Raw genomic sequence first — 26,576 nt, forward strand, 5'->3', positions numbered from 1 at the left:
GTTGGCGGCACTGAAGTATCCGACCGCCGAAATCCGCTCAGGCTCCCGAGTCTCCTTGTGCTTCGCGCTCAAGCAACGCCGCCTTGCGTTCCAGCCCCCAGCGATAGCCGGTCAGCGCCTGATGACTGCCGACCACGCGATGGCAGGGCACCAGCAGGCCGACGGGGTTGCTGGCGCAGGCGCGGGCGACCGCACGGGCGTGGCTGCCGAGGGTTGCCGCCAGCTCACCGTAGCGACGCGTCTCGCCGGCGGGAATCTGCTGCAACGCCTGCCAGACGCGCTGCTGAAAGGCCGTGCCGCGCAGATCGAGCGGCAGCTGGGCGGCACGCTGCGGTTCTTCCAGTTGGCTGACGATTGCCTGCAGCCACTCACCCAGGCCTTCCTGGTCGCGCTGCAACTGTGCCGCGGCAAAGCGTGAGCGCAGCTCGTCTTCCAGCGCTGTCTGGTCGTCGCCGAACAGCAGGGCACAGATGCCTTTGTCGCTGCTGGCGACCAGCAGCTGGCCGAGTGGGCAGGGCGCCAGGGCGTAGCGCAGGGTTTCGCCCGCACCTTTGCGGCGGCGCTGGGCCGGCGTCAGTGCCTGGGCGTCCGCATAAGGGGCCCGCGTGCCGGAGTAGCCGGCAGCGAGGGCGGCATCGAGTACCGAGTCGGCCTCGGTCAGGTGGGTTTCCAGACGTTCGCGGCGGCGCGCCGCCGACCACGCCCGCGGGGTCATGCCGGTGCGCGCCTTGAATGCCCGTGACAGGTAGGCCGGCGACAGCCCGATGCGCGCGGCCAGCTGCTGCAGCGGCAGCGGCGTCTCGGTTTCGTCGAGCAGGCGGCAGGCGGCGATCACCAGCGCATCGAGCTGCTCGCTCGGGCTCGGGCCGCAGGGGGAGCAGCGGCGACATGGCCGGTAACCGGCGGCCTGGGCTGCCGCTGGATCGGTGTAGAACGCCGTCCGCTCGCGAGCTGGCCGGCGTGCCGGGCAGCTGGGTCGGCAGAAAATACCGGTCGAGCGCACGGCGAACACGAAGCGGCCATCGAAGGCGGCATCGCGTTCGCATAGCGCTTGCCAGCAGCGGTCCTGATCGAGCATGGCGCGACTCCCCTGGTTGATGCTGCGATTGTCGGTCCTGGCCGGACGTGCGCCAATCCAAAGCGTGCTTTCAAAGTCGATGGGGAGCATGGAAGCCGCCCCGTGATTGCCGTAACCTGCAGCATCGCCCTGACCGAGAAGGACCTGCAAGCCGCTGATGAAAACGCCTAAACGACTCGAACCGCTGATCGAGGATGGCCTGATCGACGAGGTGCTGCGACCGCTTATGAGCGGCAAGGAAGCAGCGGTATACGTGGTGCGCTGTGGCGATGAGCTGCGCTGCGCCAAGGTCTACAAGGAAGCCAACAAGCGCAGCTTCCGCCAGGCCGTGAAATACCAGGAAGGCCGTAAGGTGCGCAGCAGCCGCGATGCGCGCGCGATGGCCAAGGGCTCCAAGCACGGGCGCAAGGAGAAGGAAGACAACTGGCAGAACGCTGAGGTCGCGGCGCTGTTCCGCCTGGCCGATGCCGGCGTGCGCGTTCCCAAACCCTACGACTTTCTCGACGGCGTGCTGCTGATGGAGATGATCGCCGGCGAAGATGGCGATGCCGCACCGCGACTGAACGACGTCGACCTGCATCCGGACGACGCCCGCGAGTTCCATGCGTTCATGATCCACGAAGTGGTCAAGATGCTCTGCGCGGGGCTGGTGCACGGTGATCTGTCGGAATTCAACGTGCTGCTCGACGAGCACGGCCCGGTGATCATCGACCTGCCGCAGGCGGTGGATGCGGCCGGCAACAACCATGCGTTCGAAATGCTCGAGCGTGATGTTGGCAATATGTCGGCCTATTTCGGACAGTTCGCGCCGGAACTCAAGTTCACCCGTTACGCCAAGGAGATGTGGGCGCTGTACGAGCAGGGCAAGCTGACCACCGAGACCGAGCTGACCGGGGAATTTGCCGAGCCGGAAGATGCCGCGGATATCGATGCGGTAATGCGGGAGATCAAGGCCACGCTGGCCGAGCAGGAGCGCCGTGAGGCCTTGCGCGGTGCGGACGATGCGCCGAAGGATGAGCCGCCGGAGCCGCCGTGGATGAAAGGCTGATCGGCAGTCTCTGGCGAACCCCGGAGACTGCTGCTTCTGCGTTTTTGCCGGCTAGCGGGAGTCTTCAAGGACTCCGGCCAGTTAAGGTCTTCAGTGCGTCGATTGCTCTGTAGAGTTTTCCTCAGCGTCCGCGGTATCCGCGGACGCCGCCTTCCACCCACCCCCCAACGCCACATACAACGCCACCTGCGCCGTCGCCAGCGCACTCCGGCCTTCCAGCGCCCGCTGGCGGGCCTGTAGCGCACCGCGCTGGGCGTCCAGTACCTCGCTCAGGTTCGCCTCACCCAGCTCGTAGCTGCGCTGCGCCAGCCGATGCGCCCGTTCACGGTGCTCGCGGGTGCGGTTGAGGGATGCGTGCCTGCGCTGCTGACCGGCCATTCTCGTCAGGCCTCGTTCGACTTCTTCCAGAGCTCGGGCCAGCGCCTGTTCGAAGGCGACATAGGCGGTCTCGCCCTCGGCATCGGCGAGGTCGATGGCGGCGCCGCGGCGAGGATAGTCGAGCAATGGCAGGCCGAACGTCGCGCCGACCCGGGCGAAGTTCGAGGCGCCGGATATCGCGTCTCCCAGAGCGAAGCCGGAGCGGCCCACCGCGGCCTGCACCGCCAGCTTGGGGAACAGATCGCGGCGGGCGGCCAGCGATTGCAGCTCGGCGGCGTCCAGCCGTGCGGCTTCGGCGATAAGATCCGGGCGGCGGCGCAGCAGGTCGATGGGCTGGCCCGGGGCGATGCGCTCCTCGGCCAGTGGCACCGGCGCGCTGGCGGCGAGACGCGCAGCGGTGCTGCCCGGCGGCTCGGCGAGCAGGGTATCCAGCGCCAGCTGCGCTTCGGCCAGATGAATGTCCAGCTCGTCCAGATCGGCTTCCAGCGACGCCCGCTCTGCGGATGTGGCCTCGACGTCCAGCCGGGTCACTTCGCCGGCGTGGAACAGCAGCCCGGCGATACGCTCCAGTTCGCGCGCCACTTCGATGCCTTCGACCAGCAAGGCGCGCTGGCCCTGCAACGCGCGCAGCTGCAGATAGCCCTGGGCGGTATTTGAGGCCACGGCCAGCCGTGCGGCGATCGTTTGCGCTTCGGCTGAGCGCAGTTGCTGGGCGGCACTGTCACGTCGCGCACGGGTGGCGCCGAACAGGTCCAGCTCCCAGGTCGCCTGCAGCGCCAGCTCCCAGGTATCGAAGCTGATCACGTCGTCGTCGGGGATGAAGTCGGCCAGCGGGCTGTCGGGTTCGGCTTCCTGATCGTTCTCGTTCCACTGGCGGCTGGCCGAACCAGGCAGATCGAAGCTCGGCAGCAGGCCGGCGCGCGACTGGCGCAGCTGGGCTCGCGCTGCGGTGACGCGCGCCATGGCCAGGCGTACATCGTGGTTCTGCTGCATGGCGCGGCTGACCAGCGCGCTGAGCTGCGGGTCATCGAACTGGCGCCACCAGACGGCCAGCGACTCGGCATCGGCCGGATGCGCACCGGCGGCACTGAACCAGCCTTCCGGCAGTTGCGGATCGACATGCTGCGGTGCGCTGGAGCAGGCACTCAGGGCCAGGGCGAGTAGCAGCGGGGCGGCCAGGGCCTTGGCAGTCATGCAGTTTCCTCCGGGCGCACTTTCATGAACAGCAGGTACAGGCACGGCACCGCCAGCAGCGTCAGCAACGTGGCGAAGCCCAGGCCGCCCATGATGGTAACCGCCATGTTGGCGAAGAACGGGTCGAACAGCAGCGGCACCATGCCCAGTACGGTGGTGCCGGCGGCCATCATCACCGGTCGCAGGCGCGACGCCGAGGCTTCGATGATGGCGGTCAGGCGCGGCACCTCGTCGTCGATCTGCCGGTCGATCTCGTCCACCAGCACCACGGCGTTCTTGATCAGCATGCCGGTCAGGCTGAGCAGGCCGAGCAGTGCCATGAAGCCGAACGCCTGACCGGTGAGCAGCAGGCCGAAGCTCACCCCGCAGATCGCCATGGGCACCACCAGCCAGATCATCAGCGGCTGGCGCACCCTGGCGAACAGCAGCACGGTGACCAGCACCATTGCCAGGTAGGGCACCGCCAGCGTGCTGGCCAGCGCCTGCTGGGCCTCGGAAGACTGTTCGTAGTCGCCGCCCCATTTCAGGCTGTAGTTGACCGGCAGCTCGATGCCCTCGATCAGCGGGCGAATGCGCTCGTGTGCCTCGTTGGTGTTCTCGCCGTCGCGCGGGTCGGCGCGGATGGAGATCGTCCGCTCGCGGTCGTAGCGCACGATGATGCTGTCCTCGCTGACCGGCTCGATGCTGTCGGCGACCTGCGCCAGTGGCACGTAGCCGGTGCCGGCGGGGCTCCAGATCAGGCGTTGCAGCAGGTCACCGCTATCGATGCGGTCCTCCGGCGCGGCGCGCAGCAATACCGGGATCAGCTCGTCGCGCTCGCGCAGCAGGCTGACCCGTTGGCCTTCGCTGCCGGCGGCCAGGGCACGTGCCACGGCCTGGCGCGTCAGGCCGGCATCGGCGAGGCGATCCAGCGCCAGTTGCGGGCGGAGCACCAGTACCTGCTGGCGCCAGTCGTCGCGCACGTTGAAAACCTTGCCCTCATCCTGCAGGCGCTTGCGGCCTTCGGCGGAAATGGCCCGCAGCACCTCGATGTCCGGGCCGCTGATGCGCGCTTCCAGCTTGGCCTCGGCATTGGGGCCGAACATGAACTGCGCAGCCGAGACGTCGGCCGAGGGATAGCGTTGTGGCAGCTGCTGGTTGATCTGCCTCACCAGCCCGGCGATCAGCTCGGCATCCTCGGTGCGCACGAGAAAGTGCATCAGCGACGAATTCGGCTGCTCCGGCATATAGGTCAGCATGAAGCGCGAGGCTCCGGCGCCGATGAAGCTGGACACCTCGCTTACCCCCTCCAGCTCCGCCAAATACGCCTCCACGTCAGAGGCGGTCTCTGCGGTCTCGCGAATATGCGTGCCCTGTGGCAGGAACAGATTGACGTAGAAAAGCGGCGTGCTCGACGGCGGGAAGAAGCTCTGCGGCAAGCGGGTGAACAGCACCATACTGACCACCGTCAGCACTACTAGCACGCCGACCGTCAGCCAGGGCCGATGCAGCACTCCGCCGGCCAGTCGGCGGTAGCGGTTGTACCAGGGGCCGTCGTAGGCGGCGTCGGGGTCCTCGTCGGTCTTGGCGTTGCGCAGCAGGTAATGACCGAACAGCGGCACCAGCAGCAACGCCAGCAGCCAGCTGAGCAGCAGCGACACGGCGATGACGAAGAACAGCGAGAAGAGGAACTCGCCGGTGGTGTCCTGGGATAGACCAATGCCGGCGAAGGCGAGGATGCCGATGATGGTGGCGCCGAGCAGCGGCCACTGCGTCTGTTGCAGCGTTTCCTGTGAGGCTTCGAGGATGCTCTTGCCCTGGCGCTGGCGCACCAGCATGCCGTCGCAGACCACGACCGCATTGTCGACCAGCATGCCCATGGCGATGATCAGTGCGCCGAGGGAAATTCGCTCCAACTCGATGCCCGCCAGCCACATCACCAGCAGCGTGCCGAGCACGGTGAGAAACAGCACCGCGCCAATGATGACGCCGGCGCGCAGACCCATGGCGATGCACAGCACGCCGACCACGATGGCCACCGAGAGGAACACGTTGAGCGCGAAGCTGTTCACCGACTCATCGACGATCTGGTGCTGCTCGTACAGCGGATGCAGTTCGGCGCCCAGTGGCATGCGGTGTTCGATGGCCTGCAACGCCGCTTCGACGCTGTGTCCGACCTCGACGATATTCGCTCCGGAGACCCCGCTGACGCCCAGGGTTAGTGCCGCCTGGCCGTTGTGGCGGATGATCTGCCGCGGCCGCTCGGCGTAGTCGCGCGACAGCTTGGCGATGGCGCCCAGCTCGACCCGCTGCGCGCCCTGGCCGACCGGCAATGCGCGCAGCTCTTCGAGCGAATCGAAGGCGCCGCTCGGGCGCAGGCGCACGAAGTACTCGCCGGCATGCACGCCGCCGGCATCTACCGCGGCATCGGTATCGGCCAGCGCCGCCGCGATCTCGTCGGGGGCGATGCCCATCGCGGCCAGCTGCGCCTGGTCGACTTCCACGAGGATGCGCTCTTCCTGCACGCCGGCGATCTCGACCTTGCCGACGCCGTCGGCGGCCACCAGCGCGCGGCGCAGATCCTTGGTCGTTTCGTGGAGCTCCTTTAGCGTCAGGCCATCGCCGGTCAGCGCGTAGAAGATGCCGTAGACGTCGCCGAAATCATCGTTGACCTGCGGCGGTTCGATCCCCGGCGGCAGGTCGCCCTGGGCATCGTTGATCTTGTTGCGCAGCTCGTCCCAGATCTGCGGTAGCGCATCGCCGTCGTAGCGGTCCTGCATCTCCACGCGAATCTCGGCGATGCCCGGCATCGAGCGTGAGCGGAGCTCCTTGATCTGCGACATCTGCTGGATCGCGCTTTCCAGCGGTTCGGTCACCTGCTGTTCGACCTCCAGCGCCGTGGCGCCGGGATACTGCACGTTGACGATGGCCTGCTTGATGGTGAATTCCGGGTCTTCCAGGCGGCCGATCTCGAAGAAGGCGAGGGTGCCGCCGAGCAGGCAGATCAGTATCAGAATCCAGATGTTGACCGGGCGGGTGATGGCGTAGCGGGCGAAATCCATCGGCTCAGTTCCGCTCCTTCGCTTCGATCGGTTGGTCTTCGTGCAGCTTGCTGCCGCCAGCGACGATGATCGGCAGCTGCGCCTGCAGGCCCTCGCCACGGATCAGTGCCTGATCGCCTTCAACCTGCTGCAGGTCCACGGCCAGCCGCCGCGCGCGGCCATCGTCCGCCTGCCAGATGAAATGCTGGCCGTCGCTGCCGGTCTGCAACGCCGACAGCGGCAGGCGGAAGGCGTCGCGGGTCCTCTGCGGCTGCGCCGGACGTTCGATGCTGACGCGCATGGCCATGCCCGGCAGCAGGTTGTAATCCTCCGGTGGCTCACCCTGCAGCACCAGACGGTAGGTGCGCGCGCCTTCGCGTGGCTGCGTGCTGTGCTCCTTGTAGCGCAGCGGCAGACGCACATCGGCAATCACCAGCTCGCCTTCGGCCTGTAGACCGGCGCCGAGCGGAATGCTCAAGGCGGCGGTTTCCGGTAGATCAACGCTGACTTCGATATGGCGGTTGTCCTGCATCTCGAATACCGGCGTGCCAACCGCTACCACCATGTCTGGCTCGGCCAGGCGGCGCGCCACTACACCGTCGAACGGTGCGTTCAGCGTGCTGTGATTGAGGTCGCGCTGGGCGCTGTCGCGCGCCACCCGTGCGGCCACGGTGTTGGCTTGCAGCGCTTCGATTGCGGCGGGGGCGAGGATGCCTTCGGCGAGGAGGGTGCGCTTGCGTGCCAGATCCGCCTCCAGTTGACGCAGGCGCGCCTCGGCTTCGCGCAGCTGCAGGCGGTAGTCGGTGCGATCCAGCTGTGCCAGCGCTTGCCCGCGGCGCACCCGCGTGCCTTCGTCGACCAGGATGCGCTCGATACGCCCGGCCACCTCGAATGACAGCTGCGTGGAGGTTACGCTCTGCACCACGCCGGAGAAGCGCAGTGCTTCGGCTTTCGCCTCGGCCGCCTGCAACGGTTCGACCAGCGCCACCCTTGGCGGCTCGGGTGCCGGCTCGGCCTCCGAGGAACAACCACCGAGCAGCGGCAGCGCACAGACGATGATCCTCAACCAGGCACGGGACGCTGGGAATGCTCGCGTTGACGTCATCGTGGCTCCTATCTGATCGGCGTTGCGGGCGTGCGGGCACCCGTTGGGACTGACAGTAGAGCCCCGCGTCTGCGCAGGAGTTCGCTGGCGATGTTCGTAGAAGTGAGGTGACCGGGCGGTCGACTTCTGCCGAGGCTCTGCCACACTCAAGGGTGCGCTGCTGCGGCTCTGCAGCGCTTGACCGTCGTGAACTCAGCGGGGATGCTTGCCCGCTGTTGAAGGCGCATCACTCATGGGGAATACGCAATGCAAGGCCAGGCACCGGTAATCGACTATCTGAAGGAGCTGCTGCGCGGCGAACTGGCGGCGCGCGATCAGTATTTCCTGCATTCGCGGATGTACGCCGACTGGGGCTTCAGCAAGCTCTACGAGCGCATCAATCACGAGATGGAGGAGGAGACGCAGCACGCCGATGCACTGTTGCAGCGCATCCTCTTTCTCGAAGGCACCCCGGACATGACGCCGGAGCCGATCAATCCGGGGCACACCGTGCCGGACATGCTGCGCAACGACCTGGCGCTGGAGTACAAGGTGCGCGCCGCGCTGGCCCAGGGCATCGCGCTGGCCGAACAGCACGGCGACTACCCGACCCGCGACATGCTGGCGCTGCAGCTGCACGACACCGAGGAAGACCACGCCTACTGGCTGGAGCAGCAGCTCGGCCTGATCGACCGCATCGGTCTGCAGAATTACCTGCAATCCCAGGCCAGCTGAGCCTTCCACCCCGCGAGGCAGGGCCTGCCTCGCGAGGTTCCGTCAGAGCCGGAAGCGGCTCACCATCGACTGCAATTGACCGCCCAGACGTGCCAGCTCGGTGCTCGACGCCGCGGTTTCCTCGCTGGCGGCGGCGGTCTGTTCCGACACATCGCGCACATTCACCACGCTGCGGCTGATCTCCTCGGCCACCGCGCTCTGCTCCTCGGCGGCCGCTGCGATCTGCTGGTTCATCGCCTGGATGTTCGACACGGTGCGGGTGATGCTGCCCAGTGATGCACCGGCCCGGCGCGCCAGCTCGACGCCGCTGTCGGTCAGGTCGCGGCTGGTGTGCATGATCGAAGCGACCTGCTGTGTGCCGTTCTGTAGCGCGGCGACCAGCTCTTCGATTTCCTCGGTGGACTTCTGCGTACGCTGCGCCAGGCCGCGGACCTCGTCGGCGACCACGGCGAATCCGCGTCCGGCCTCGCCGGCACGGGCGGCTTCGATGGCGGCGTTGAGCGCCAGCAGGTTGGTCTGCTCGGCCACCGCCCGAATCACGTTCATCACGCTGCCGATCTTGTCGCTCTCTTCCTGCAGTGCCTTCATCGCCTCGGTGGAGCGCACCACGGCGCTGGCCATGCGTTCGATCTGGGTGACCACCTCGGTGACCACGCGATCGCCGTCCCGGGCTTCGCCGTCCGCCTCGGTGGCGGCCAGCGCGGCCTGTTCGGCATTGCGCGCGACTTCCTGAACGGTCGCCGACATCTCGTGCATGGCGGTGGCGACCTGATCGGTTTCTTCCTTCTGGCTGTTCACGCCGGCGCTGGTCTGCTGGGTGACGGCCGAGAGCTCCTCGGCGGCGGCGCTGATCTGACTGACACCATCGCGGATGCCGCCGATCAGCTCGCGCAGGGTCGAGCCCATCTGCTGGATGCCGCGCTGCAGCACGCCCAGCTCGTCGCGGCGCTGAACCTGTGCGGTGGCGCTGAGGTCGCCAGAGGCGATGCGCTCGACGTCAGCCAGGGTGGCACGCAGCGGCAGGATGATCTGCCGGGTGATCAGCCAGGCGGCCAGCATGCCCAGCACCAGGGCCAGCAGCGCGCTGACGATCAGGCGCGTGCGTGCTGCGGCGCTTTCCACGTCGAGCTGGTCGAGCTGGAACTGGTAGAGCGAGTCGCTGATACGGACGATTTCCTTCTGCTGGTCGGTCATCTCCTGGCGCGCCTTGGCGATTGCCTGGGTGGCCTTCTCCAGCGCCTCGATGGCGCTGCGGTACTCGCCGAGCACCGTGCGCATCTGCTGCAGCGCCGCGCCGCTGTCGGCGTCCAGAGCGCCGGCATGACGGCCGAGGGTGGCCTGCGCGGCGTCGAGCTGGGCGTAGATCGCCTTCGTCGCCTCGGCACCCGGGCTGCTCATGTAGACGCGCAGCAGGTACTGCGCACGCTGCACGTCGTCTTCGATCTGGGTGATCGCCTGGAATTGTGCGAAACGGCCCTCGTCATAGTCCGAGAGCTGCAGCACCTGACGGTTCACGCCAGCCATCAGCTCGCTCAGACGGCCTGCGGCCTGGTCGATGATCTGCCGCGAGGCGTTGGCCTGGGCATAGGCCTTGCGCATGTCGTTCAGCGAATTCTGATACTGCGCGTTGTAGCCGGCCTGCTCCTTGAGCTGGGCGACGTTGACCGGGTTCTTGAAGGTCTCCAGCAGCTTGGTCTGCTGGGCGAGGTAGATGCCCAGGTTCTTGTCCAGACGCTCGGTGGATTCGTTGTCACCATTGGCCAGCATGAATTGCAGGCGGGCGATACGCAGGTCGGTCAGCGTCTTGTTCAGCAATGAGATTTCGGTCATCCAGCCGCTGCGCTGGATGACACTGCCGAGGCTGCCCCAGCCGTTCCAGGCGAGGATTAGGGTCAAGACCAGCACGGCACCGAAGCCCAGTGCGAGCTTCCTGCTGACGCCGATGTTTGCAAACCAGTTGTTCATGTCATTCCAATCAGATGAATAGTTCGATCCGAGCGGGTGCCTTGCCGGCGGCCCGCGGGTGTCTTCGGGCCCTCTTTCGGCCGCGAGCATACGAACTTGAATGTAAATCGAGGAATGGTCGCAGCGAACGCCGGAGCAGGGGGCGCGGGCCGGGGCTGCCCGCGTTGGCATCAGCCTTTGCCAGGCGCAGTGATTGGGGAGGGGCGGGATGACGGGGCGCTGCAGCAGCCGCTTTCGATGCCCTGAAGGATCGGGCAGTCCGGGCGATCATCGCCCTGGCAGTGGTCGACCAGCTCCTGCAGGGTGTCGCGCAGGCCGACCAGCTCGGCGATCTTGCGGTTCAGCTCGTCGATATGCGCGCCGGCCAGGGCCTTCACGTCGGCGCTGGCGCGCTGGCGGTCCTGCCACAGCGCCAGCAGCTTGCCGACCTCCTCAAGGGAGAAGCCCAGAACACGAGCGCGGCGGATGAAGGCCAGCTGGTGCAGGTCGCGCTCGTTGTAGTGGCGGTAGCCATTGGCGCCACGCCCGGCGGGCGTGAGCAGACCGATGGATTCGTAGTAGCGGATCATCTTCGCCGTAAGGCCGCTGTGCTTGGCGGCCTGACCGATGTTCATGGCGTGCTCCCGATCATTCTTCCGGTTTCCAGGAACGCAGCAGCAGGGCGTTGCTCACCACGCTGACGCTCGACAGGGCCATTGCCGCGCCAGCCACCACCGGGCTGAGAAAGCCGAAGGCGGCGAGCGGAATGCCCACCAGGTTGTAGATGAAGGCCCAGAACAGGTTCTGCTGGATCTTGCGGTAGGTGCGCCGACTGATCTCCAGTGCGGCCGGCACCAGGCGCGGATCGCCGCGCATCAGGGTGATGCCGGCGGCGTGCATGGCCACATCGGTACCGCCACCCATGGCGATGCCGACATCCGCTGCGGCCAGGGCCGGGGCATCGTTGATGCCGTCGCCGACCATCGCCACCACGGCGCCGCCTTTCTTCAGCTCCGCCACGGTGGCGGCCTTGTCCGCTGGCAGCACCTCGGCATGCACATCATCGATGTGCAGCGCTTCGGCCACCACCCGCGCGCTGCCACGGTTGTCGCCGGTGATCAGGTGGCTGCGGATATGCCGCGCCGCGAGCCCGGCAATCGCTGCTGCGGCGCCGTCCTTGAGGCTGTCACCAAAAGCGAACAGGCCGAGGATACGCGGCTCGGGCGCATGCTCCACCAGCCAGGAGAGGGTGCGACCCTCGGCTTCCCAGCGCTGGGCGGTTTCCAGCAGCTCACCCGGCTGCAGGCCGTACTCTTCGAGCATGCGCCGGTTGCCCAGCGCCAGCTGCTGGCCGTCCAGCGTGCCGGCAATGCCGCGACCGCTCAGGGCCTGGCTCTTCTGTACATCCGGCACGGCGATGCCGTCGGCTTCGCAGCGCTCCAGCACGGCGCGCGCCAGCGGGTGTTCGCTGCCCCGCTGCAGGGCGCCGGCCAGGCGCAGTATCCGCGCTTCGTCGCCGTCCACGGCATGCAGGTGGATGATCTGCGGCTTGCCCGAGGTGAGCGTGCCGGTCTTGTCGAAGGCCACGGCCGTGACCGCATGGGCGACTTCCAGCGACTCGGCGTCCTTGATCAGGATGCCATGGCGCGCCGCCACGCCGGTGCCGGCCATTATCGCCGCCGGCGTGGCCAGACCCAGGGCGCAGGGGCAGGCGATGACCAGCACGGCCACGGCGTTGATCAGCGCGACCTCGACCGGGGCGCCAGTCAGCAGCCAGCCGATCAGGGTGAACACGGCGATCACCAGTACCGCCGGGACGAACACCTGACTGACCTTGTCCACCAGCTTCTGGATCGGCGCCTTGGCTGCCTGGGCGTCTTCCACCAGGCGGATGATCCGCGCCAGCACGGTCTCGCCACCGAGCGCAGTAGTGCGCACCAGCAGCCTGCCCTCGCCATTGATCGCGCCGCCGGTGATGCGGTCGCCCGGTGCCTTGTTTACCGGCAGGCTTTCGCCGCTGATCAGCGCTTCGTCGGCCTGGCTCTCGCCCTCGACCACTTCACCGTCCACCGGGAAACGCTCGCCGGGCTTGACCAGTACCAGGTCGTCCAGGCGCAACGCGGCGATGGCGACATCTTCCTCGCGGCCGTCGACTACCCGCATCGCGCGGTCTGGGCGCAAGGCTTCGAGCGCACGAATGGCGGCGCTGGTCTGGCGCTTGGCGCGACTTTCCAGGTATTTGCCCAGCAGCACCAGGGCGATCACCACCGCCGAGGCCTCGAAATACAGGTGCGGCATCTGCCCGGCCGGCGTCGCCCACCATTGATAGAGGCTCAGGCCATAACCGGCGCTGGTGCCGATGGCGACCAGCAGATCCATGTTGCCGGCGCCTGCACGCACCGCCTTCCAGCCGGCCACGTAGAAGCGTGCGCCGAGGATGAACTGCACTGGGGTGGCGAGCAGGAACTGGATCCACGCTGGCAGCATCCAGTGCTGCCCGAACAGTTCGCCGAACATCGGCAGCACCAGCGGTGCGGCCAGCAACAGGGCGGCGATCACCGCCCAGCGTTCACGCTGCAGGCGTCGCGCGGCATCCTGTTCGGGGCGCTGCTGGTCGCCGGCGCTCGCCTTGTAGCCGGCGGCCTCGATCGCCTGGATCAGCACGGCGGGGTCCGGCGTGCCGATCACCTCGACATGCGCGCGCTCGCTGGCCAGGTTCACCGCGGCGCTGCGCACGCCGGGCACCTTGAGCAGGGCGCGTTCGACCCGGCCGACGCAGCTGGCGCAGGTCATGCCCTCGATGTTCAGCTCGATGCTCTGCAGCGGTACGCCGTAGCCGGCTTTTTCCACGGCCTCGATCAGCGTCGCCACACCCAGGTCATCGCCTTCGACGCGCACCTGTTCATTGGCCAGATTGACGTTGGCCGCGGCGACGCCCGGCACCTTGAGCAGGGCGCGTTCGACGCGGCCGGCGCAGCTGGCGCAGGTCATACCGCTGACCGGCAGCGTATGGGTGGCGCTGGACATGGCAGTGACTCCTCGGATTGCGATGGCTGCAGGATCGACCTTAACCCTATGGCAAGGTCAACACCATGATCTGCGACAGCAGGTGCCTTGACCTTGCCCGGGTGGCAAGGTCGAGAATCGGCGCCTTCAGCAGACGAGGAGAGCGACGATGCAAGTATTCAACGTGAGCGGAATGACCTGCAGCCACTGCGAGCGTGCGGTAACCCAGGCCATCCAGGCGCTGGACCCGCAGGCGCAGGTGCAGGTGGACCTGGCGGCCGGAACGGTGCAGGTCCAGAGCAGCGCCAGCGAGCAGGCGATTCGCCAGGCGATCAGCGAAGAGGGTTACCAGGTGAGCTGATCGCTCACGCGGCAGGCTGGTCGGGATCGTCCGGCCAGTCGCGGACCAGGCCGCGGAACAGCGGGTCGATCAGCGCCCTGGTATCGACCTCTGGGGCGAACAGTTCGGTGTCGCGCGTCCAGTCGGTGAACAGTCCGACCACCATGGCATGCAGCGACAGCGCGGCGAGCCGCGGCGTGACGCCGGGGCGCAGGCAGGTCGAGGCGTTGCGCAGCAGGTTTTCGCACAGATCGATGAACTGGTTGATGAAGGCGTGGTGACGTTCCTCGGCTTCACGCAGTTCATCGGTGAATTCGCACTTGTGCAGCAGGATGGTGAAGATCCGGCGCTTCTGCTCGTTGCTGGCCAGGGTGCTGATGGCCTCGACCGTCAGGTTGCGCAGGGCGATCAGTGCCTGCAGCGGCTGCTGCTGATCGCAGCTGCACAGGCGCTCGGTCATCTGCTCCGGTGGCAGGCGAATCTGGTTGAGCATTTCGTGGAACAGGTGCGCCTTGTTCTGGAAGTGCCAGTACACCGCGCCGCGCGTCACACCGGCGTCACGGGCGATCTGGTCGAGGCTGGTGTGGGCCACCCCCTTTTCCAGAAACAGCCGCTCGGCAAACGCGAGGATGGCGATACGAGTTTTTTCGGCTTCTTCTTTGGTTCGGCGCATGGGCAGATTCAGGCAGATGACGGCTGCTTCGGGCGTCCAGCAGCGATGGAGGGCGGCCAGTGTAACGGCGCATCTCGTCGTGATGCATGTTTACAATCGGCGGTGTATGTAACAGCATCTTGCACGCCGGTGCAAATTCCCGGGCACGGTCGAGGTCCCAACAACTCACCCGGCCACGTCTTCTTTCCAGCTTGCGAGCCTCTGATGTCCCTGCGGATTCTTCTCATACTGGGCGCGCTCAGCGCGTTCGGACCCCTGGCGATCGACATGTACCTGCCGGCGTTCCCCTTGCTGGCGGAGTCGTTCGGCACCAGTGTCGATCACGTGCAGCTTTCGCTGGCGGCCTATTTCATCGGCCTGGCCATCGGTCAGCTGGTCTACGGGCCGTTGGCCGATCGCTATGGGCGGCGCGGGCCGCTGCTGGTCGGCGTGACGCTGTTCACCCTGGCATCGCTGGCCAGCGCCTTTGCGCCGTCCATGGACTGGCTGATCGGCGTGCGTTTCGTCCAGGCGCTCGGTGGCTGTGCCGGCATGGTGGTAGCGCGTGCCGTGGTGCGTGACCTGTGCGATCCGATGACCAGCGCCAAGGTGTTCTCGCAGCTGATGCTGGTGATGGGCCTGGCGCCTATCCTCGCGCCGGTGGCGGGCGGCGCGTTGCTGGCGTCGTTCGGCTGGCCGTCGATCTTCATCCTGTTGACGCTGTTCAGCGCGATGTGTCTGGTGGCGGTCACGCTCTGGCTGCCGGAAACCTATCCGGCCGGGCTGCCGCGTCAGCCGATGTCCGGTGCGCTCGGGCAGTATCTGCGGCTGTTCCGTGATCGCTTCTTCATCGGCCACGTGCTGACTGGTGCGCTGTGCATGGCCGGCATGTTCGCCTACATCACCGGCTCGCCGTTCGTCTTCATCGAACTGTATGGCGTCAAACCCGAGCATTTCGGCTGGCTGTTCGGCGTCAATGCGGCGGGTTTCATCCTGATGGCGCAGGTCAACGTGCGGCTGGTGCGCTGGCGCGGGCCGGAGTTCTGGGTGCGGCGCTGGGTGTGGTTCTTCTTCGGCAGTGCGCTGGCGTTGTTGGCAGTGGCGGCCGCACAGCCCGAATCGCTCTGGCCGTTGCTGATTCCGCTGTTCTGCTGCGTGTCCTGTCTCGGTTGCTTGCTGCCGAACGCCACGGCCTGCGCCATGGCCGACCAGCGCGCCAATGCCGGCAGCGCCTCGGCCTTGCTCGGCAGCATGCAGTTCACCATTGCCGCCATCGCCGCTTCCGCGGTGGGGGCTTTGCACAACGGCACCGCAGTGCCCTTGGCGGCGATCATCAGCCTGTGCGGCCTGCTGGCAACGATCGTCGCCTACACCACGGCGCGCGCCAGTACGGAATGACTGTCAGGCGCTGAGTGGCAGGGGATGCGGCGCCTGCAGGCGACGGTGCAGGGTTTCGACGAAGGCGCGTGCTTCGGTTTCGCTGCGAAAGGTGACTTTCTGCCGGTCGAGGCACACCTGCCAGGCGCTGTCGGGTGACGGCGTCAGCGGGCGGACGAGAATGTGCATGGCGATCTCCTCGTGTGTGGGTCGCCGCACAGTCTAGGCGCAGCCATGGCTCGCGTGGCGAGCCATGGTGTCGCAGGTGGGCCGGGCGCCGACGAATGGCTCAATAGGCCAGCCGTGCGTCCAGACTGTTTTGTGCCAGGCGGCGGGCCTGTTCCTCGGTCATGCCCAGGCTTTCGTGCAGCGCGACGAAGTTCTCCGTCACATAGCCGCCGAAGTAGGCCGGGTCATCGGAATTCACCGTGACCTTCACGCCCTGCTCCAGCAGGTCGAGGATGTTGTGCTGGCGCATGTCGTCGAACACCTTGAGCTTGGTGTTGGACAGCGGGCAGACGGTCAGCGGAATCTGCTCCTCGATCAGCCGGGCGATCAGCTTCGGATCTTCGGCCGCACGCACGCCGTGGTCGATACGGCTGACCTTGAGCAGATCCAGTGCCTGCCAGATGTACTCGGGCGGGCCTTCCTCGCCGGCATGGGCAACGGTGAGGAAGCCTTCGGCGCGCGCCTTGTCGAACACGCGCTGGAACTTGCTTGGCGGGTGGCCGACTTCGGAGCTGTCGAGGCCGACGGCGAAGAATGCGTTGCGATAGGGCAACGCCTGTTCCAGCGTCCTGAAGGCGTCCTCTTCCGGCAGGTGACGCAGGAAGCTGAGGATCAGCCCGCTGCTGATGCCCAGCAGCTCACGGCCGTCGGCCAGCGCGGCGCTGATGCCGTTGAGCGCGGCCTCGAACGGTACGCCACGGTCGGTATGGGTTTGCGGGTCGAAGAACGGTTCGGTATGCACCACGTTCTGCTCTTCGCACTTCTGCAGGTAGGCCCAGGTCAGGTCGTAGAAATCCTGCTCGGTGCGCAGCACGTCGGCGCCGGCATAGTAGAGGTCGAGGAACTCCTGCAGATTGCCGAAGTTGTAGGCGCTGCGCAGTGCCTCCACGTCGTTCCAGGGCAGGGCGATCTTGTTGCGCTCGGCCAGGCGGAACATCAGTTCGGGTTCCAGCGAGCCCTCCAGGTGCAGGTGGAGTTCGGCCTTGGGCAAATTGTTGAGCCAGTCGTGCATCGCGAAATTCTCGTCTTTCGGGTGTGCGGGCATTCTATCGGTGGGTTGGAGCAACTGATATGCCAGCTGACCAGTTTGTGCCGCCTAGCAATTCTGGATGACAGCCGAATGACCGGTTCATTGCGGCTAGCGCGATTTGGCGATTAATTGACCAGCGGTGTGCAGCCCAGTTCTGACGGGCTCTGGCGAGGTTGTTCCCAATGTTATCCACAAAGTTCTCCACTCATTCGGGCATAACCTCAAGCTGGCAGAACGCGATTGATAGCAAAACGTCAGTAGCCGACTGGCCAGTCAAAAAACACAGTAATTCAAGCGCTTAACGCACCCCGTTGGGGCGCGTTAGGCTGTTTGATCAAAAATTGTGCAGTTTTCCCGAGCGCCCGCCGCGAGCGCTTTCCAGGCGGCCATACAATTGTTATCCACAATTGCGTCCACAGTATTTGTGGGCAACGACGCGTCTAGTCCATGGCTTCCAGCTGGCTGCGCCCGCGGGTGATATCAGCGAGCAATCTCTCCAGCGGCTGCAGCTGAGCGGCGGGAAGCGCAATCTCCAGGGTCGCGCCTTCGGCATCGAAATGCTCGGCTTCCAGCAGCGCCTCGAATTCCGCCAGGCGTGCCTTGAACAGCGCCAGCTCGGCGAAGCGGCAATGACAGCGACAGCGCGAGCGCGACACCAGCTCGCTGCGTTCGCCGGCCTGCAGGCACTTTGCCGTGGTGCCGCCATAGGCACGGGCCAGGCCGCCAGTGCCGAGCTTGATGCCGCCGAACCAGCGGATCACCACCACCGCGACCCGGTCGAAGTCCTGCCCTTCGATGGCGGTGAGCATCGGCCGACCTGCCGTACCGCCGGGCTCGCCGTCGTCGCTGAAACGGTATTGGTTGCCGACCTTCCACGCCCAGCAGCTGTGGGTCGCCGTGGGATCGCTGACCGCCTGGACGAACGTCTGTGCTTCCTCCGGGCTTTGCACCGGTGCGGCCTTGGCCAGGAAGCGGCTTTTGCTGATGACTTCCAGCAATTCGCAGGGCGCGGACAGGGTGAAGGGCATGGCAGTTACGGCGTCGGTGATGGTTTACGGGGTGGCCATTGTAGCGGTGCCGCTGCGGCTGCGCTGCGTCGTACCGCATGGCCCGTCCGGCGAACGGATTGAACTTCGATGGATCGACCAACGCCCTACCTAGTAGGGCGCGGTTCGCGCGCATGACCTGAAGAAGGTCCCGCCGTACCGCATTTCGCTGGCACATCAGATGGAGGAAATTCCATGCTCAATTCCAGTTACCAGTCATGTATCCAGGCCTGTTCCAATTGCGCACTGGTCTGCGAGACCTGCGCGGCATCCTGCTTGCGCGAGGACGACGTGAAGATGATGGCGCGCTGCATCGAACTCGATCGTGACTGCGCCGACATGTGTGCGATCGCAGCAGTGCTGATGACCCGCGACAGTGCCTATGCCAAAGCCGTCTGCAAGCTTTGCGCGCAGGTCTGTCGCGATTGCGCCGAGGAGTGCGGCAAGCACAAGCACGACCATTGCCAGGCCTGCGCCGAGGCCTGTCGCAAGTGCGCTGAAGAGTGCGAAAAGATGTCTGCCTGATCGGTCGCCGATTCGGAGGGCCGCAGCTGCGGCCCTTTTGCCTCAGCTCAGCCAGTCCAGCGTCAGGATCAGACGGCGCTCAGCCGTTGCCGCCTGCGGCGAGCGATGAATGATCCCGGCGCCTTCGTTACCCAGCCATTTCTCCCCCTTGAACAACGCCACATCGCCAGCGCCAAGTCGCTCGATGGCCGCCGCGTCAGTCGGTTCGGCTGCCGGATCGCCCAGGCGCCGACGCTGCATGCCGCCCTCATGAAGCCATTCGCTGCCTGCGCCGGCGTAGGTGGTGATCAGCCGCAGCGGTACATGATCGACGTGAAAGCGCGGGCACATGGGCTTGTCCAGCATGCGCAGACGCAAGCCAATGCGCCGCGCATCGACCAGGCAGCTGAACGCCCGCACCAGCCAGGCCACGTCGGCGACGAAACCGGCATGGCCGGCAATGTCCCGATAGGCCGCCGCCAGGGTTGGCAGCTGCAGCTCACCGTCGTCGGTCGCTTCGAGGGTCAGCGATTCCGCCAGCGGCTCGCCCAGGGCCAGGAGTGTCTCGGCGAACTCGGCAATGTGCAGCGGCAGCTGGCGCTGCCATCCCGTGAGGTTGACCCCGTCGCGCAGCGCCTCGCCAAGTATCTCCGGAGTGTCGCCCAGCAGCTGGCGCGGCTGCGGGCGGACGATCTGCTGCGCCAGCATCAGGCGACCTGCTCGTGCCAGGGGCCGAACGGGTCCGGCAGGCGCAGCCAGCCGGTGACGCCCACGGCCCACTCGCTGTCGTTCAGCAGGCAGGCGTCGAGTTCGCGGCGCAGCTGGTCGAAGTTGATGTTCTGCCCGATGAAGACCAGCTCCTGGCGGCAGTCGCCGAACTCACCGCGGGACTTGCCGAGGATTGCCGTGCGGCTTTCGCTGTCGCTCGGCCAGGCCGATTCAGGGGTGAAGTGCCACCAGCGCCCGGCATAGTCGTAGCGCATCAGCCCACCGGCTTGGGACCAGCTGCCTGCTTCCTCTGGCCGGGTGGCCAGCCAGAAGAAGCCTTTGGAGCGCAGCAGGCGGCCGTTGCTCCACTCGCGGTTGAGGAAGTTGTAGAAGCGTTGTGGGTGGAACGGCCGGCGCGCCAGATAGGCGGTGGAGGCGATGCCGTATTCCTCGGTTTCCGGCACATGCTCACCGCGCATTTCCTTGAGCCAGCCCGGCGCCTGGGCGGCGCGTTCGAAGTCGAAACGGCCGGTGTCGAGGATTCGGTCGAGCGGCACCTGGCCCATGCTCATCGGCAGAATCTCGGCATGGGTGTTGAGGCGACCGAGAATGGCGGCCAGCTCTTCACGTTCGGCGGCGGAAATCAGGTCGATCTTGCTGATCAGGATGACGTCGGCGAACTCCACCTGCTCGATCAGCAACTCGGTGACCGAGCGCTCGTCGTCCTCGCCAAGGGTTTCGCCGCGGTTGGCGAGGCTTTCTGCCTCTTGGAAGTCACGCAGGAAATTAACCCCGTCGACCACCGTGACCATGGTGTCCAGCCGAGCCAGATCGGCCAGGCTCTGGCCCTGCTCGTCGCGGAAGGTGAAGGTCTCGGCCACCGGCAGCGGCTCGGAAATCCCGGTGGACTCGATCAGCAGGTAGTCGAAGCGGCCTTCGCGGGCGAGCTTGCCGACTTCTTCGAGCAGGTCTTCGCGCAGGGTGCAGCAGATGCAGCCGTTGCTCATCTCCACCAGCTTCTCTTCGGCGCGATTGAGGCTGACGCCGCGCTGCACCTCGTTGCCGTCGATGTTGATCTCGCTCATGTCGTTGACGATCACCGCGACGCGGCGGCCTTCGCGATTCTTCAGGATGTGGTTGAGCAGGGTGCTCTTGCCGGCACCGAGGAAGCCGGACAGGACGGTAACGGGGAGGCGATTCATGGCGGTCTCTCAGGCGGATCGTTGGTGTTTTTCGCGCTGTTCCTGGCGTTGTTTCGCCTCGATGGACAGCGTCGTGGTGGGGCGCAGCAACAGGCGCTGCAGGCCGATGGGTTCGCCGGTTTCGGCGCACCAGCCGTATTCGCCGCGGGCAATGGCATCCAGCGCTTCGTCGATCTTGTCGAGCAGCTTTTTCTCCCGCTCGAGCACACGCAGCTGCCACTGACGCTGTTCCTCGGCGCTGCCGATATCCGCCGGATCGCTGCTTGGCTCCTGTTCGCGCAGCGCCTGGAATTCTTCCTCGATACGCGCCTGCAGCTCGGCACGCTGGTGCAAAAGCAGGTCGCGGAAGAAGGCCTGCTGCTCTGCGTTCATGTACGCCTCGGCGGGCTGGGCGAGTAGTTCGGCTTCGGTCATGAGCGGGTGCCCGGCAAGGTTGATTGATTAGTTATAACATAACATTTGCAGTCGATACGAGTGTGTATTGGGTAGTGGCGGGCGTTGCGCGAAGGATGAGTAGGCTTGAATCGGGTTACGAGGATGTTGCGATAGCGGCCTTGTCGCCGGCTTGGGGCGAGTTGAAGCCCACCCTACGAGGGATGCGACGTGGAGCGCAGGCGCAGAAGGCTTTGAGGTTTTGTAGGGTGGACTTCAGCCCACCGTATTCGCCACCGCGGATGCGCCCAAGCCCGCCCGATGGGAGAGCATTCGTTTGCTCAGCTGCTTGAAAGGCCATGGTAGTTACGGCCGAAGTACACCAGCGCATCGCTGCTGTCGCGGCGGTACACGGCGAGCACTTCGCAGTAGAGGATGTCGTGGGTGCCGACGCTGGCGCTGTGGCTGATGCGGCAGTCGAACGACACCGTCGCGCCGTCGAGCAGCGGCGAGCCCGTCACTCCTACACTCCAATGCGCCGCTGCGAAGCGCTCGGCCATGGGCGTCTTGCCGCCGAACAGGTTGGACAAGTCCCGCTGTGCGCCGGCCAGGGTGTTCACGCACAGCTGCCCGTTGGCGGTGACGATCGGGTACGCCGAGGCGGTCCGGTTCAGGCATACCAGCAGCGTCGGCGGTTCGTCGGTGACGCTGCACACCGCGGTGGCGGTGAAGCCGGCGCGCCCGCTGGGGCCGTCGGTGGTGATGATGTTGACCGCCGCGGCCAGGCGCGCCATGGCGTCGCGGTAGTCCTCACGAATCACTGGAGCGCTGAATTGACTGGTGGTTTCGCATTGAGCCAGTTGCATGGTCGGTTCTCCATCAGGCGAGGACGCAGGCGCGGTCGAAGGGTAGGCGTGGCAGGCGGTCGCGCAGCTTGCTGGCATCGCCGTAGCCGAGGTTGATCAGCAGGTTTGATTTCCAGCTCGTGCCAGCGAAGAAAGCGGCATCCAGCGCCTTGCCGTCGAAGCCGGACATCGGTCCGCAATCGAGCCCCAAAGCGCGGGCAGCGAGGATCAGATAACCGGCCTGCAGCGAGCTGTTACGCAGCGCGTTCTCGGTGATCAGCGCCGGCTGCCCGGCGTACCAGCTGCGGGCGTCGGCGAAGGGAAACAGCTCCGGCAGGATTTCCGGAAAGTCCTCGTCATAGGCGACGATCACCGTGACCGGCGCGGCCATGGTCTTTTCCAGATTGCCCTTGGACAGGCAGGGCGCGAGCTTCTGCTTGCCCTCGGCGCTGCGCACGAAGACAAAGCGGCCGGGACAGCTGTTGACTGCGGTGGGGCCGAGGCGGACGTACTCGTAGAGCTGTTTGAGCAGGGCGTCGGGCACCGGCTTGTCCAGCCAGGCGCTGTGGGTGCGGGCCTCGCTGAACAGCGTCGCGAGGGCATTTGAGTCGATGGGGGCGTGCATGTTCGGGTCCTCAGGCTGCTGCGACCTGTCCGCATTGCTCGGCAAGATGGTCCAGCAGGATCTGGTTGAAGGGTTCGCTGTCGCTGACGCTGGACGCGTGGCCACCGTAGTTCAGCAACGCCAGCTGGGCGTTGGGCATCACCTCGGCCAGGTGCTGCGAACGCTGCCACGGCACCAGCATGTCGTCGCGGTTGGCGATCAGCAGGGTCGGGGTGGTGATGCGTGGCAGCTCGGCCTCGACATCGAAGGCCAGCAGCGCTTCGATGCGCCGCACCAGATTCATCGTCGGCGGAAAGTGCGCCAGTGCATGGGCATCGTCGCGTGCCAGTCGCTCGCTGTTGGCTGCGATCCAGTCGGCCGGGTAGAGGAACAGCGACTGCGCCTGCACATAGGCGGCCGGGCCGCTGTCGTGCAGCAGTTTCAGGCGCACCGCGAAACAGCGCGCACTGTGCGGGTTGGGGCTGCTCCAGGCATTGATCGGCACCAGGCTCTGCAACAGCTGCGGCCGCAGCAGGGCGATCTGCAAGCCGACCAGCCCACCGAGGGCATGGCCGATGAAGTGGCAGCGGCGGATGCCCAGGGTGTCCAGCAGCTCCAGCAATTCCACTGCCATGGACTCGATGGAATAGCCTGCCGGCAGGTTCGCCGGGCTCCTGTTGGTCCCCAACTGGTCGTAGACCAGCACCCGGTAGTCCTGGGTCAGCGCCGGCAGCTGCGGCGTCCAGAAGGCAGCGGCGCCGCCGAGGCCGGAACTGAGCACCAGGGTCGGTGCATCCGGCTCCATGCGGCCATGAAGTTCGTAGTGCATGTCACTCCCTCCGTGCAGTATCAGCGGGCCGCCGGCGCGCCGGCTGGCCCGCTCCGGCAGGTGCTATTGGCCGACGTGGGCGATGCTGGCGATCTCGATCAGCGCATCGGGCTTCACCAGCCCGCACTGGATGCAGTAGCGCGCCGGCTTCTCGCCGGGGAAGAACTCGGCGTACACCTCGTTGACCTTGGCGTAGTTGGCCCAGTCGGTGAGCATGATCATGTTGAAGGTGACGTCGTCCATGCTGCCGCCGGCGGCTTCGACCACGCCCTTGATGGTTTCCAGCACATGGCGGGTCTGCGCGGCGGCGTCGCCGACGTGAACCACGTTGTTGTCCTTGTCGAACGGCAGGGTGCCGGAAACGTAGACCACGCCATCGGCCATGGAGCCGGGCACGTACGGGGCGAGCGGTTTGCCGGAGCCGGCGGGGATGATGGATTGCTTTGGCATGTCGTTGATTCCTTGCAAGGCATTCAGGCGAACCCGGCGGGCACCTCTGCGGGCGTCGCGGTCGGGCACTGGGGTGTAATCAGCTGGCAACAGCCACGCTGGGTGCGGTCGCGAAGCTCTGGCAGAAGGCGTCGACGCTGGAGACCCAGCCGAAGAACGTCTCGATGTTGTACAGCGCAGCCTGCTGGGCGAACTCCGGCCCGGCCTGGTGGGTGGCATCGGCCAGCACCACGCCGAAATACTCCAGGTGGAAGCCGTCGCGCAGGGTCGATTCCACGCACACGTTGGTGGCGATGCCAGTGAACACCAGATTGCGGATGCCACGGGCACGCAGGGTGCTGTCCAGTTGCGAATTGAAAAAACCGCTGTAGCGAGGTTTGGGCACCAGAATGTCGCCGGGCTGCGGCGCCAGTTCGTCCACCAGCGCGTAATCCCAACCGCCCTTGGCCAACAGTGTGCCGGCCAGTTCCGGGCGCTTTCGCATGATCTTTAGCGCGTTGGACTTGTGCCAGTTGGGCGAACCCGGCCCGCCGGCCTCGACGTACCCGTTGTCCCAGCCGTTCTGCAGATAGATCACCTGTATGCCGGCGGTGCGGGCTGCGCCCAGTGCCTGGCGGATCTTCTCGATCACCGGCTGGGTCGCCGAAACATCGAAACCTGCCAGGTCCAGATAGCCGCCGCGGCTGGCGTAGGCGTTCTGCATGTCCACCACGATCAGCGCGGTTTCACTGGCTTTCATCGCCAGCGGCTCGGGCCGCGCCGGCAGCTGCACGGGTTCGTCGGGCGCGCTCAGGCCGTAGCCCGAAATCTGTTCGGCGGCGCTCATCAGGCCGACTCCTTCAGCGCGGTGACGTGCCGACGGCTCTGCATCAGCGGCTGAACCTTCTGGCCGAAGGCTTCGACGCCTTCGAGGAAGTCATCGAAGGTCAGCATCACGCCCTGCATGCCGGGCACCGTGGCGATCTCATCGAGCATCCGCGCGACGTTGGCGTAGGAGCCCACCAGCGTGCCCATGTTGATGTTCACCGCCGAAGTTGGATCGGCCATCTGCCGGATGTTGCTGTCAGCGCCCTTGTCGGCGGCACCCTGCTCGCCAAGCCAGGCGATGGCTTCCTCGTCGGCGCCGGCCTTGTAGTGCTCCCACTTGGCCCGGGCGGCTTCGTCGGTTTCGTCGGCGATCACCATGAACAGCACACAGGAGGTGACGTGGCGGCCGGTCTTCTCGGTGGCCTTGAGCAGTCGCTCGGTGGCCGGGGCGAAGGCGGTGGGGGTGTTCACGCCCTTGCCGAAGCAGAAGTTGTAGTCGGCGTACTGCGCCGAGAAGGCCATGCCGGCATCGGATGAGCCAGCGCAGATGATCTTCATGTCCGCCTGCGGTGTCGGGCTGACGCGGCAGTCTTCCATCTGGAAGTGCTCACCCTTGAAGTCGCTGCGGCCGGTGGCCCAGAGGTCGCGCAGCACCTGAGCGTATTCGCCGAGATACTGATAACGGGTGCCGAAGAATTCGTCGCCCGGCCACATGCCCATCTGTGTGTATTCCGGCTTCTGCCAGCCGGTCACCAGATTCACGCCAAAGCGCCCGCCCGAGATCGAGTCGATGGTCGAAGCCATGCGCGCGACGATGGGCGGCGGCAGGGTCAGCGTGGCGGCAGTCGCGAACAGCTGGATCTTGCTGGTGACCGCCGCCAGGCCGGCCATCAGCGTGAAGGATTCCAGGTTGTGCTCCCAGAACTCGGTCTTACCGCCGAAGCCGCGCAGCTTGATCATCGACAGCGCGAAGTCGAAGCCGTAACCCTCGGCCTTCTGCACGATGGCCTTGTTCAGCTCGAAGCTCGGCATGTACTGCGGCGCATTCTCGGAGATGAGCCAGCCGTTGTTGCCGATCGGAATGAAAACACCAACATCCATGGGTAGCACCTCTGTACGCAATGGCTAGAAAGCGCTGCCCGAACGTGACGGGCAGGGTCGAGGGTGCATTAGCAGGATGCAGGCCAGAAAGTTAATTTCCTTTTTTATCAACGAGATAAGTTGCTTGTGTGGTGCGATGTGGACCATTTGGTCTGAATCGGAGCACCTGGTTTGTGCGCGGCGCACGAAGATCGTGCAGCAGTCGCTTGCTGCCTTCGTCGCTCGTGCGTCGCACGCTCGCCGCGCTACAGTAGCGCCTCGTTCGAACCCATCCGGTAATCCCGTGACAGACCAGCCCCCCGTTCCGCCCCGTAAGCGCCTTACCGCCAGCAAGACACCACGGCCAAAGGGCGCAGTCCGCGTACCGAGCGCCAGCGCCCAGGACCGCCGCCTGCGCATGATCGAAAGCAAGCGCGCCAGCATTCTTCAGGCCGCGCTGGAGCTGTTCTCCCGCTTCGGCCTGCACGGCACCAGCCTCGACCAGGTGGCGACCCAGGCAGACGTTTCCAAGACCAACCTGCTGTACTACTTCGGCAACAAGGAAGAGCTATACACCAACGTCCTGCGTCAGCTGCTGGAGGTCTGGTTGCAGCCGCTGCAGGCATTCAGCGTCGAGCAGGACGCGGTCGAGGCGATCCGCGACTACCTGCGGGTCAAGCTCGAACTCTCCCGCGACCATCCCGCCGAATCGCGGCTGTTCTGCATGGAGATCATGCAGGGTGCGCCATTGCTGCTGGGCGAGCTGCAGCAACCGCTGCACGACCTGGTCGAGAACAAGGTCGCGGTGATCCAGGCCTGGATCGACGCCGGCAAGCTCGCGCCCATCGCGCCGCATCACCTGATCTTCTCGCTCTGGGCGACCACACAGCACTACGCCGACTTCCGCGTGCAGGTCGAGGCGGTGGCAGGCAAGACGCTGGATGATCCGGCGTTCTTCGAGGAAACGCTCAAGAGCCTGCAGTCGCTGATCCTCGATGGGGTGAGGCCGCGTTGA

The 26,576-nt window shown here is 65.9% G+C and carries 26 protein-coding genes; 6 read left to right on the forward strand and 20 right to left on the reverse strand.

Going from position 1 to position 26,576, the window contains the following annotated elements:
• Positions 1-37: 37 nt before the first annotated feature.
• Positions 38-1,078: a bifunctional DNA-binding transcriptional regulator/O6-methylguanine-DNA methyltransferase Ada gene (gene ada / locus CW305_RS22495; RefSeq protein ID WP_041016076.1), complete on the reverse strand. Its 1,041-nt coding sequence runs from the start codon at positions 1,076-1,078 to the stop codon at positions 38-40.
• A gap of 157 nt (positions 1,079-1,235) precedes the next feature.
• Here ada and CW305_RS22500 point away from each other — a divergent pair, with 157 nt between their 5' ends.
• Entirely contained in the window at positions 1,236-2,126 is an 891-nt protein-coding gene (locus CW305_RS22500) for a PA4780 family RIO1-like protein kinase (RefSeq protein WP_014819082.1), read from the forward strand.
• 90 nt (positions 2,127-2,216) lie between these two features.
• On the opposite strand, the gene CW305_RS22505 is transcribed toward CW305_RS22500, so the two are convergent.
• The 3 genes from CW305_RS22505 to CW305_RS22515 are packed head-to-tail and all read right to left on the reverse strand — an operon-like array spanning position 2,217 to position 7,823.
• Complete coding sequence (locus tag CW305_RS22505) at positions 2,217-3,698, reverse strand: efflux transporter outer membrane subunit (RefSeq protein ID WP_104099038.1); 1,482 nt, start codon at positions 3,696-3,698, stop codon at positions 2,217-2,219.
• Positions 3,695-6,739: an efflux RND transporter permease subunit gene (locus CW305_RS22510; RefSeq protein ID WP_104099039.1), complete on the reverse strand. Its 3,045-nt coding sequence runs from the start codon at positions 6,737-6,739 to the stop codon at positions 3,695-3,697. Before CW305_RS22510 ends, CW305_RS22505 begins: the two co-directional genes overlap by 4 nt.
• A 4-nt stretch (positions 6,740-6,743) precedes the next feature.
• A complete protein-coding gene (locus tag CW305_RS22515; protein WP_104099040.1) occupies positions 6,744-7,823 on the reverse strand; it encodes an efflux RND transporter periplasmic adaptor subunit in 1,080 nt (359 codons plus the stop codon).
• Positions 7,824-8,069: 246 nt separating this feature from the next.
• Here CW305_RS22515 and bfr point away from each other — a divergent pair, with 246 nt between their 5' ends.
• A complete protein-coding gene (bfr, locus tag CW305_RS22520) occupies positions 8,070-8,537 on the forward strand; it encodes a bacterioferritin (protein WP_014819086.1) in 468 nt (155 codons plus the stop codon).
• 42 nt (positions 8,538-8,579) lie between these two features.
• On the opposite strand, the gene CW305_RS22525 is transcribed toward bfr, so the two are convergent.
• The 3 genes from CW305_RS22525 to CW305_RS22535 all read right to left on the reverse strand — a co-directional run bounded on the left by CW305_RS22525 (position 8,580) and on the right by CW305_RS22535 (position 13,508).
• Complete coding sequence (locus CW305_RS22525) at positions 8,580-10,502, reverse strand: methyl-accepting chemotaxis protein (protein WP_104099041.1); 1,923 nt, start codon at positions 10,500-10,502, stop codon at positions 8,580-8,582.
• A gap of 170 nt (positions 10,503-10,672) precedes the next feature.
• Positions 10,673-11,116, reverse strand: coding sequence for a Cu(I)-responsive transcriptional regulator (gene cueR, locus CW305_RS22530; protein WP_104099042.1), 444 nt, complete (start codon positions 11,114-11,116; stop codon positions 10,673-10,675).
• A 13-nt stretch (positions 11,117-11,129) separates the two neighbouring features.
• On the reverse strand, positions 11,130-13,508 hold the full coding sequence (locus CW305_RS22535; RefSeq protein ID WP_104099043.1) for a heavy metal translocating P-type ATPase: 2,379 nt from the start codon (positions 13,506-13,508) through the stop codon (positions 11,130-11,132).
• Between the two features lie 148 nt (positions 13,509-13,656).
• Between CW305_RS22535 and CW305_RS22540 the strand changes: the two genes are divergently transcribed.
• On the forward strand, positions 13,657-13,848 hold the full coding sequence (locus CW305_RS22540) for a heavy-metal-associated domain-containing protein (RefSeq protein WP_014819090.1): 192 nt from the start codon (positions 13,657-13,659) through the stop codon (positions 13,846-13,848).
• A 4-nt stretch (positions 13,849-13,852) separates the two neighbouring features.
• Here CW305_RS22540 and CW305_RS22545 read toward each other — a convergent pair whose 3' ends face one another.
• Positions 13,853-14,500 carry a TetR family transcriptional regulator gene (locus tag CW305_RS22545; RefSeq protein ID WP_104099044.1) on the reverse strand — a complete coding sequence of 216 codons (648 nt, stop codon included), beginning with the start codon at positions 14,498-14,500 and terminating at the stop codon, positions 13,853-13,855.
• Positions 14,501-14,704: 204 nt separating this feature from the next.
• Between CW305_RS22545 and CW305_RS22550 the strand changes: the two genes are divergently transcribed.
• Positions 14,705-15,877 (forward strand): Bcr/CflA family multidrug efflux MFS transporter, encoded by a 1,173-nt coding sequence (locus tag CW305_RS22550; protein WP_014819092.1) that lies wholly within the window; start codon positions 14,705-14,707, stop codon positions 15,875-15,877.
• Positions 15,878-15,880: 3 nt separating this feature from the next.
• On the opposite strand, the gene CW305_RS23540 is transcribed toward CW305_RS22550, so the two are convergent.
• The 3 genes from CW305_RS23540 to CW305_RS22560 form a co-directional block, all read right to left on the reverse strand.
• Positions 15,881-16,045 carry a hypothetical protein gene (locus CW305_RS23540; protein ID WP_179485678.1) on the reverse strand — a complete coding sequence of 55 codons (165 nt, stop codon included), beginning with the start codon at positions 16,043-16,045 and terminating at the stop codon, positions 15,881-15,883.
• 100 nt (positions 16,046-16,145) lie between these two features.
• Positions 16,146-17,096: an adenosine deaminase gene (locus tag CW305_RS22555; protein WP_014819094.1), complete on the reverse strand. Its 951-nt coding sequence runs from the start codon at positions 17,094-17,096 to the stop codon at positions 16,146-16,148.
• Positions 17,097-17,554: 458 nt separating this feature from the next.
• The gene (locus CW305_RS22560; RefSeq protein WP_014819095.1) at positions 17,555-18,142 is read right to left on the reverse strand and encodes an IMPACT family protein; all 588 of its coding nucleotides are present in this window, start codon (positions 18,140-18,142) and stop codon (positions 17,555-17,557) included.
• A gap of 213 nt (positions 18,143-18,355) precedes the next feature.
• Between CW305_RS22560 and CW305_RS22565 the strand changes: the two genes are divergently transcribed.
• Entirely contained in the window at positions 18,356-18,685 is a 330-nt protein-coding gene (locus CW305_RS22565; RefSeq protein ID WP_104099045.1) for a four-helix bundle copper-binding protein, read from the forward strand.
• 42 nt (positions 18,686-18,727) lie between these two features.
• Here CW305_RS22565 and CW305_RS22570 read toward each other — a convergent pair whose 3' ends face one another.
• The 9 genes from CW305_RS22570 to rutA form a co-directional block, all read right to left on the reverse strand.
• On the reverse strand, positions 18,728-19,372 hold the full coding sequence (locus CW305_RS22570; RefSeq protein ID WP_104099046.1) for a DUF1826 domain-containing protein: 645 nt from the start codon (positions 19,370-19,372) through the stop codon (positions 18,728-18,730).
• Complete coding sequence (zigA, locus tag CW305_RS22575; RefSeq protein ID WP_104099047.1) at positions 19,372-20,574, reverse strand: zinc metallochaperone GTPase ZigA; 1,203 nt, start codon at positions 20,572-20,574, stop codon at positions 19,372-19,374. Before zigA ends, CW305_RS22570 begins: the two co-directional genes overlap by 1 nt.
• 9 nt (positions 20,575-20,583) lie before the next feature.
• The gene (dksA, locus tag CW305_RS22580) at positions 20,584-20,988 is read right to left on the reverse strand and encodes an RNA polymerase-binding protein DksA (RefSeq protein WP_104099048.1); all 405 of its coding nucleotides are present in this window, start codon (positions 20,986-20,988) and stop codon (positions 20,584-20,586) included.
• Between the two features lie 299 nt (positions 20,989-21,287).
• Positions 21,288-21,812: an NADH-dependent FMN reductase RutF gene (gene rutF / locus CW305_RS22585; RefSeq protein WP_104099049.1), complete on the reverse strand. Its 525-nt coding sequence runs from the start codon at positions 21,810-21,812 to the stop codon at positions 21,288-21,290.
• Between the two features lie 13 nt (positions 21,813-21,825).
• Positions 21,826-22,416: a malonic semialdehyde reductase gene (locus tag CW305_RS22590; RefSeq protein ID WP_102832702.1), complete on the reverse strand. Its 591-nt coding sequence runs from the start codon at positions 22,414-22,416 to the stop codon at positions 21,826-21,828.
• Between the two features lie 10 nt (positions 22,417-22,426).
• On the reverse strand, positions 22,427-23,224 hold the full coding sequence (rutD, locus tag CW305_RS22595; protein ID WP_104099050.1) for a pyrimidine utilization protein D: 798 nt from the start codon (positions 23,222-23,224) through the stop codon (positions 22,427-22,429).
• 63 nt (positions 23,225-23,287) lie between these two features.
• Positions 23,288-23,674 carry a pyrimidine utilization protein C gene (rutC, locus tag CW305_RS22600; RefSeq protein ID WP_102832700.1) on the reverse strand — a complete coding sequence of 129 codons (387 nt, stop codon included), beginning with the start codon at positions 23,672-23,674 and terminating at the stop codon, positions 23,288-23,290.
• 79 nt (positions 23,675-23,753) lie between these two features.
• Positions 23,754-24,500, reverse strand: a complete 747-nt coding sequence (gene rutB, locus CW305_RS22605; RefSeq protein ID WP_104099051.1) for a pyrimidine utilization protein B — start codon at positions 24,498-24,500, stop codon at positions 23,754-23,756.
• Complete coding sequence (gene rutA, locus CW305_RS22610) at positions 24,500-25,582, reverse strand: pyrimidine utilization protein A (RefSeq protein ID WP_104099052.1); 1,083 nt, start codon at positions 25,580-25,582, stop codon at positions 24,500-24,502. Before rutA ends, rutB begins: the two co-directional genes overlap by 1 nt.
• Before the next feature lie 283 nt (positions 25,583-25,865).
• Between rutA and rutR the strand changes: the two genes are divergently transcribed.
• Entirely contained in the window at positions 25,866-26,576 is a 711-nt protein-coding gene (gene rutR / locus CW305_RS22615; protein WP_041015992.1) for an HTH-type transcriptional regulator RutR, read from the forward strand.

The sequence above is a fragment of the Stutzerimonas kunmingensis genome (genome assembly GCF_002929225.1).
In the GTDB taxonomy this organism is placed as follows: domain Bacteria; phylum Pseudomonadota; class Gammaproteobacteria; order Pseudomonadales; family Pseudomonadaceae; genus Stutzerimonas.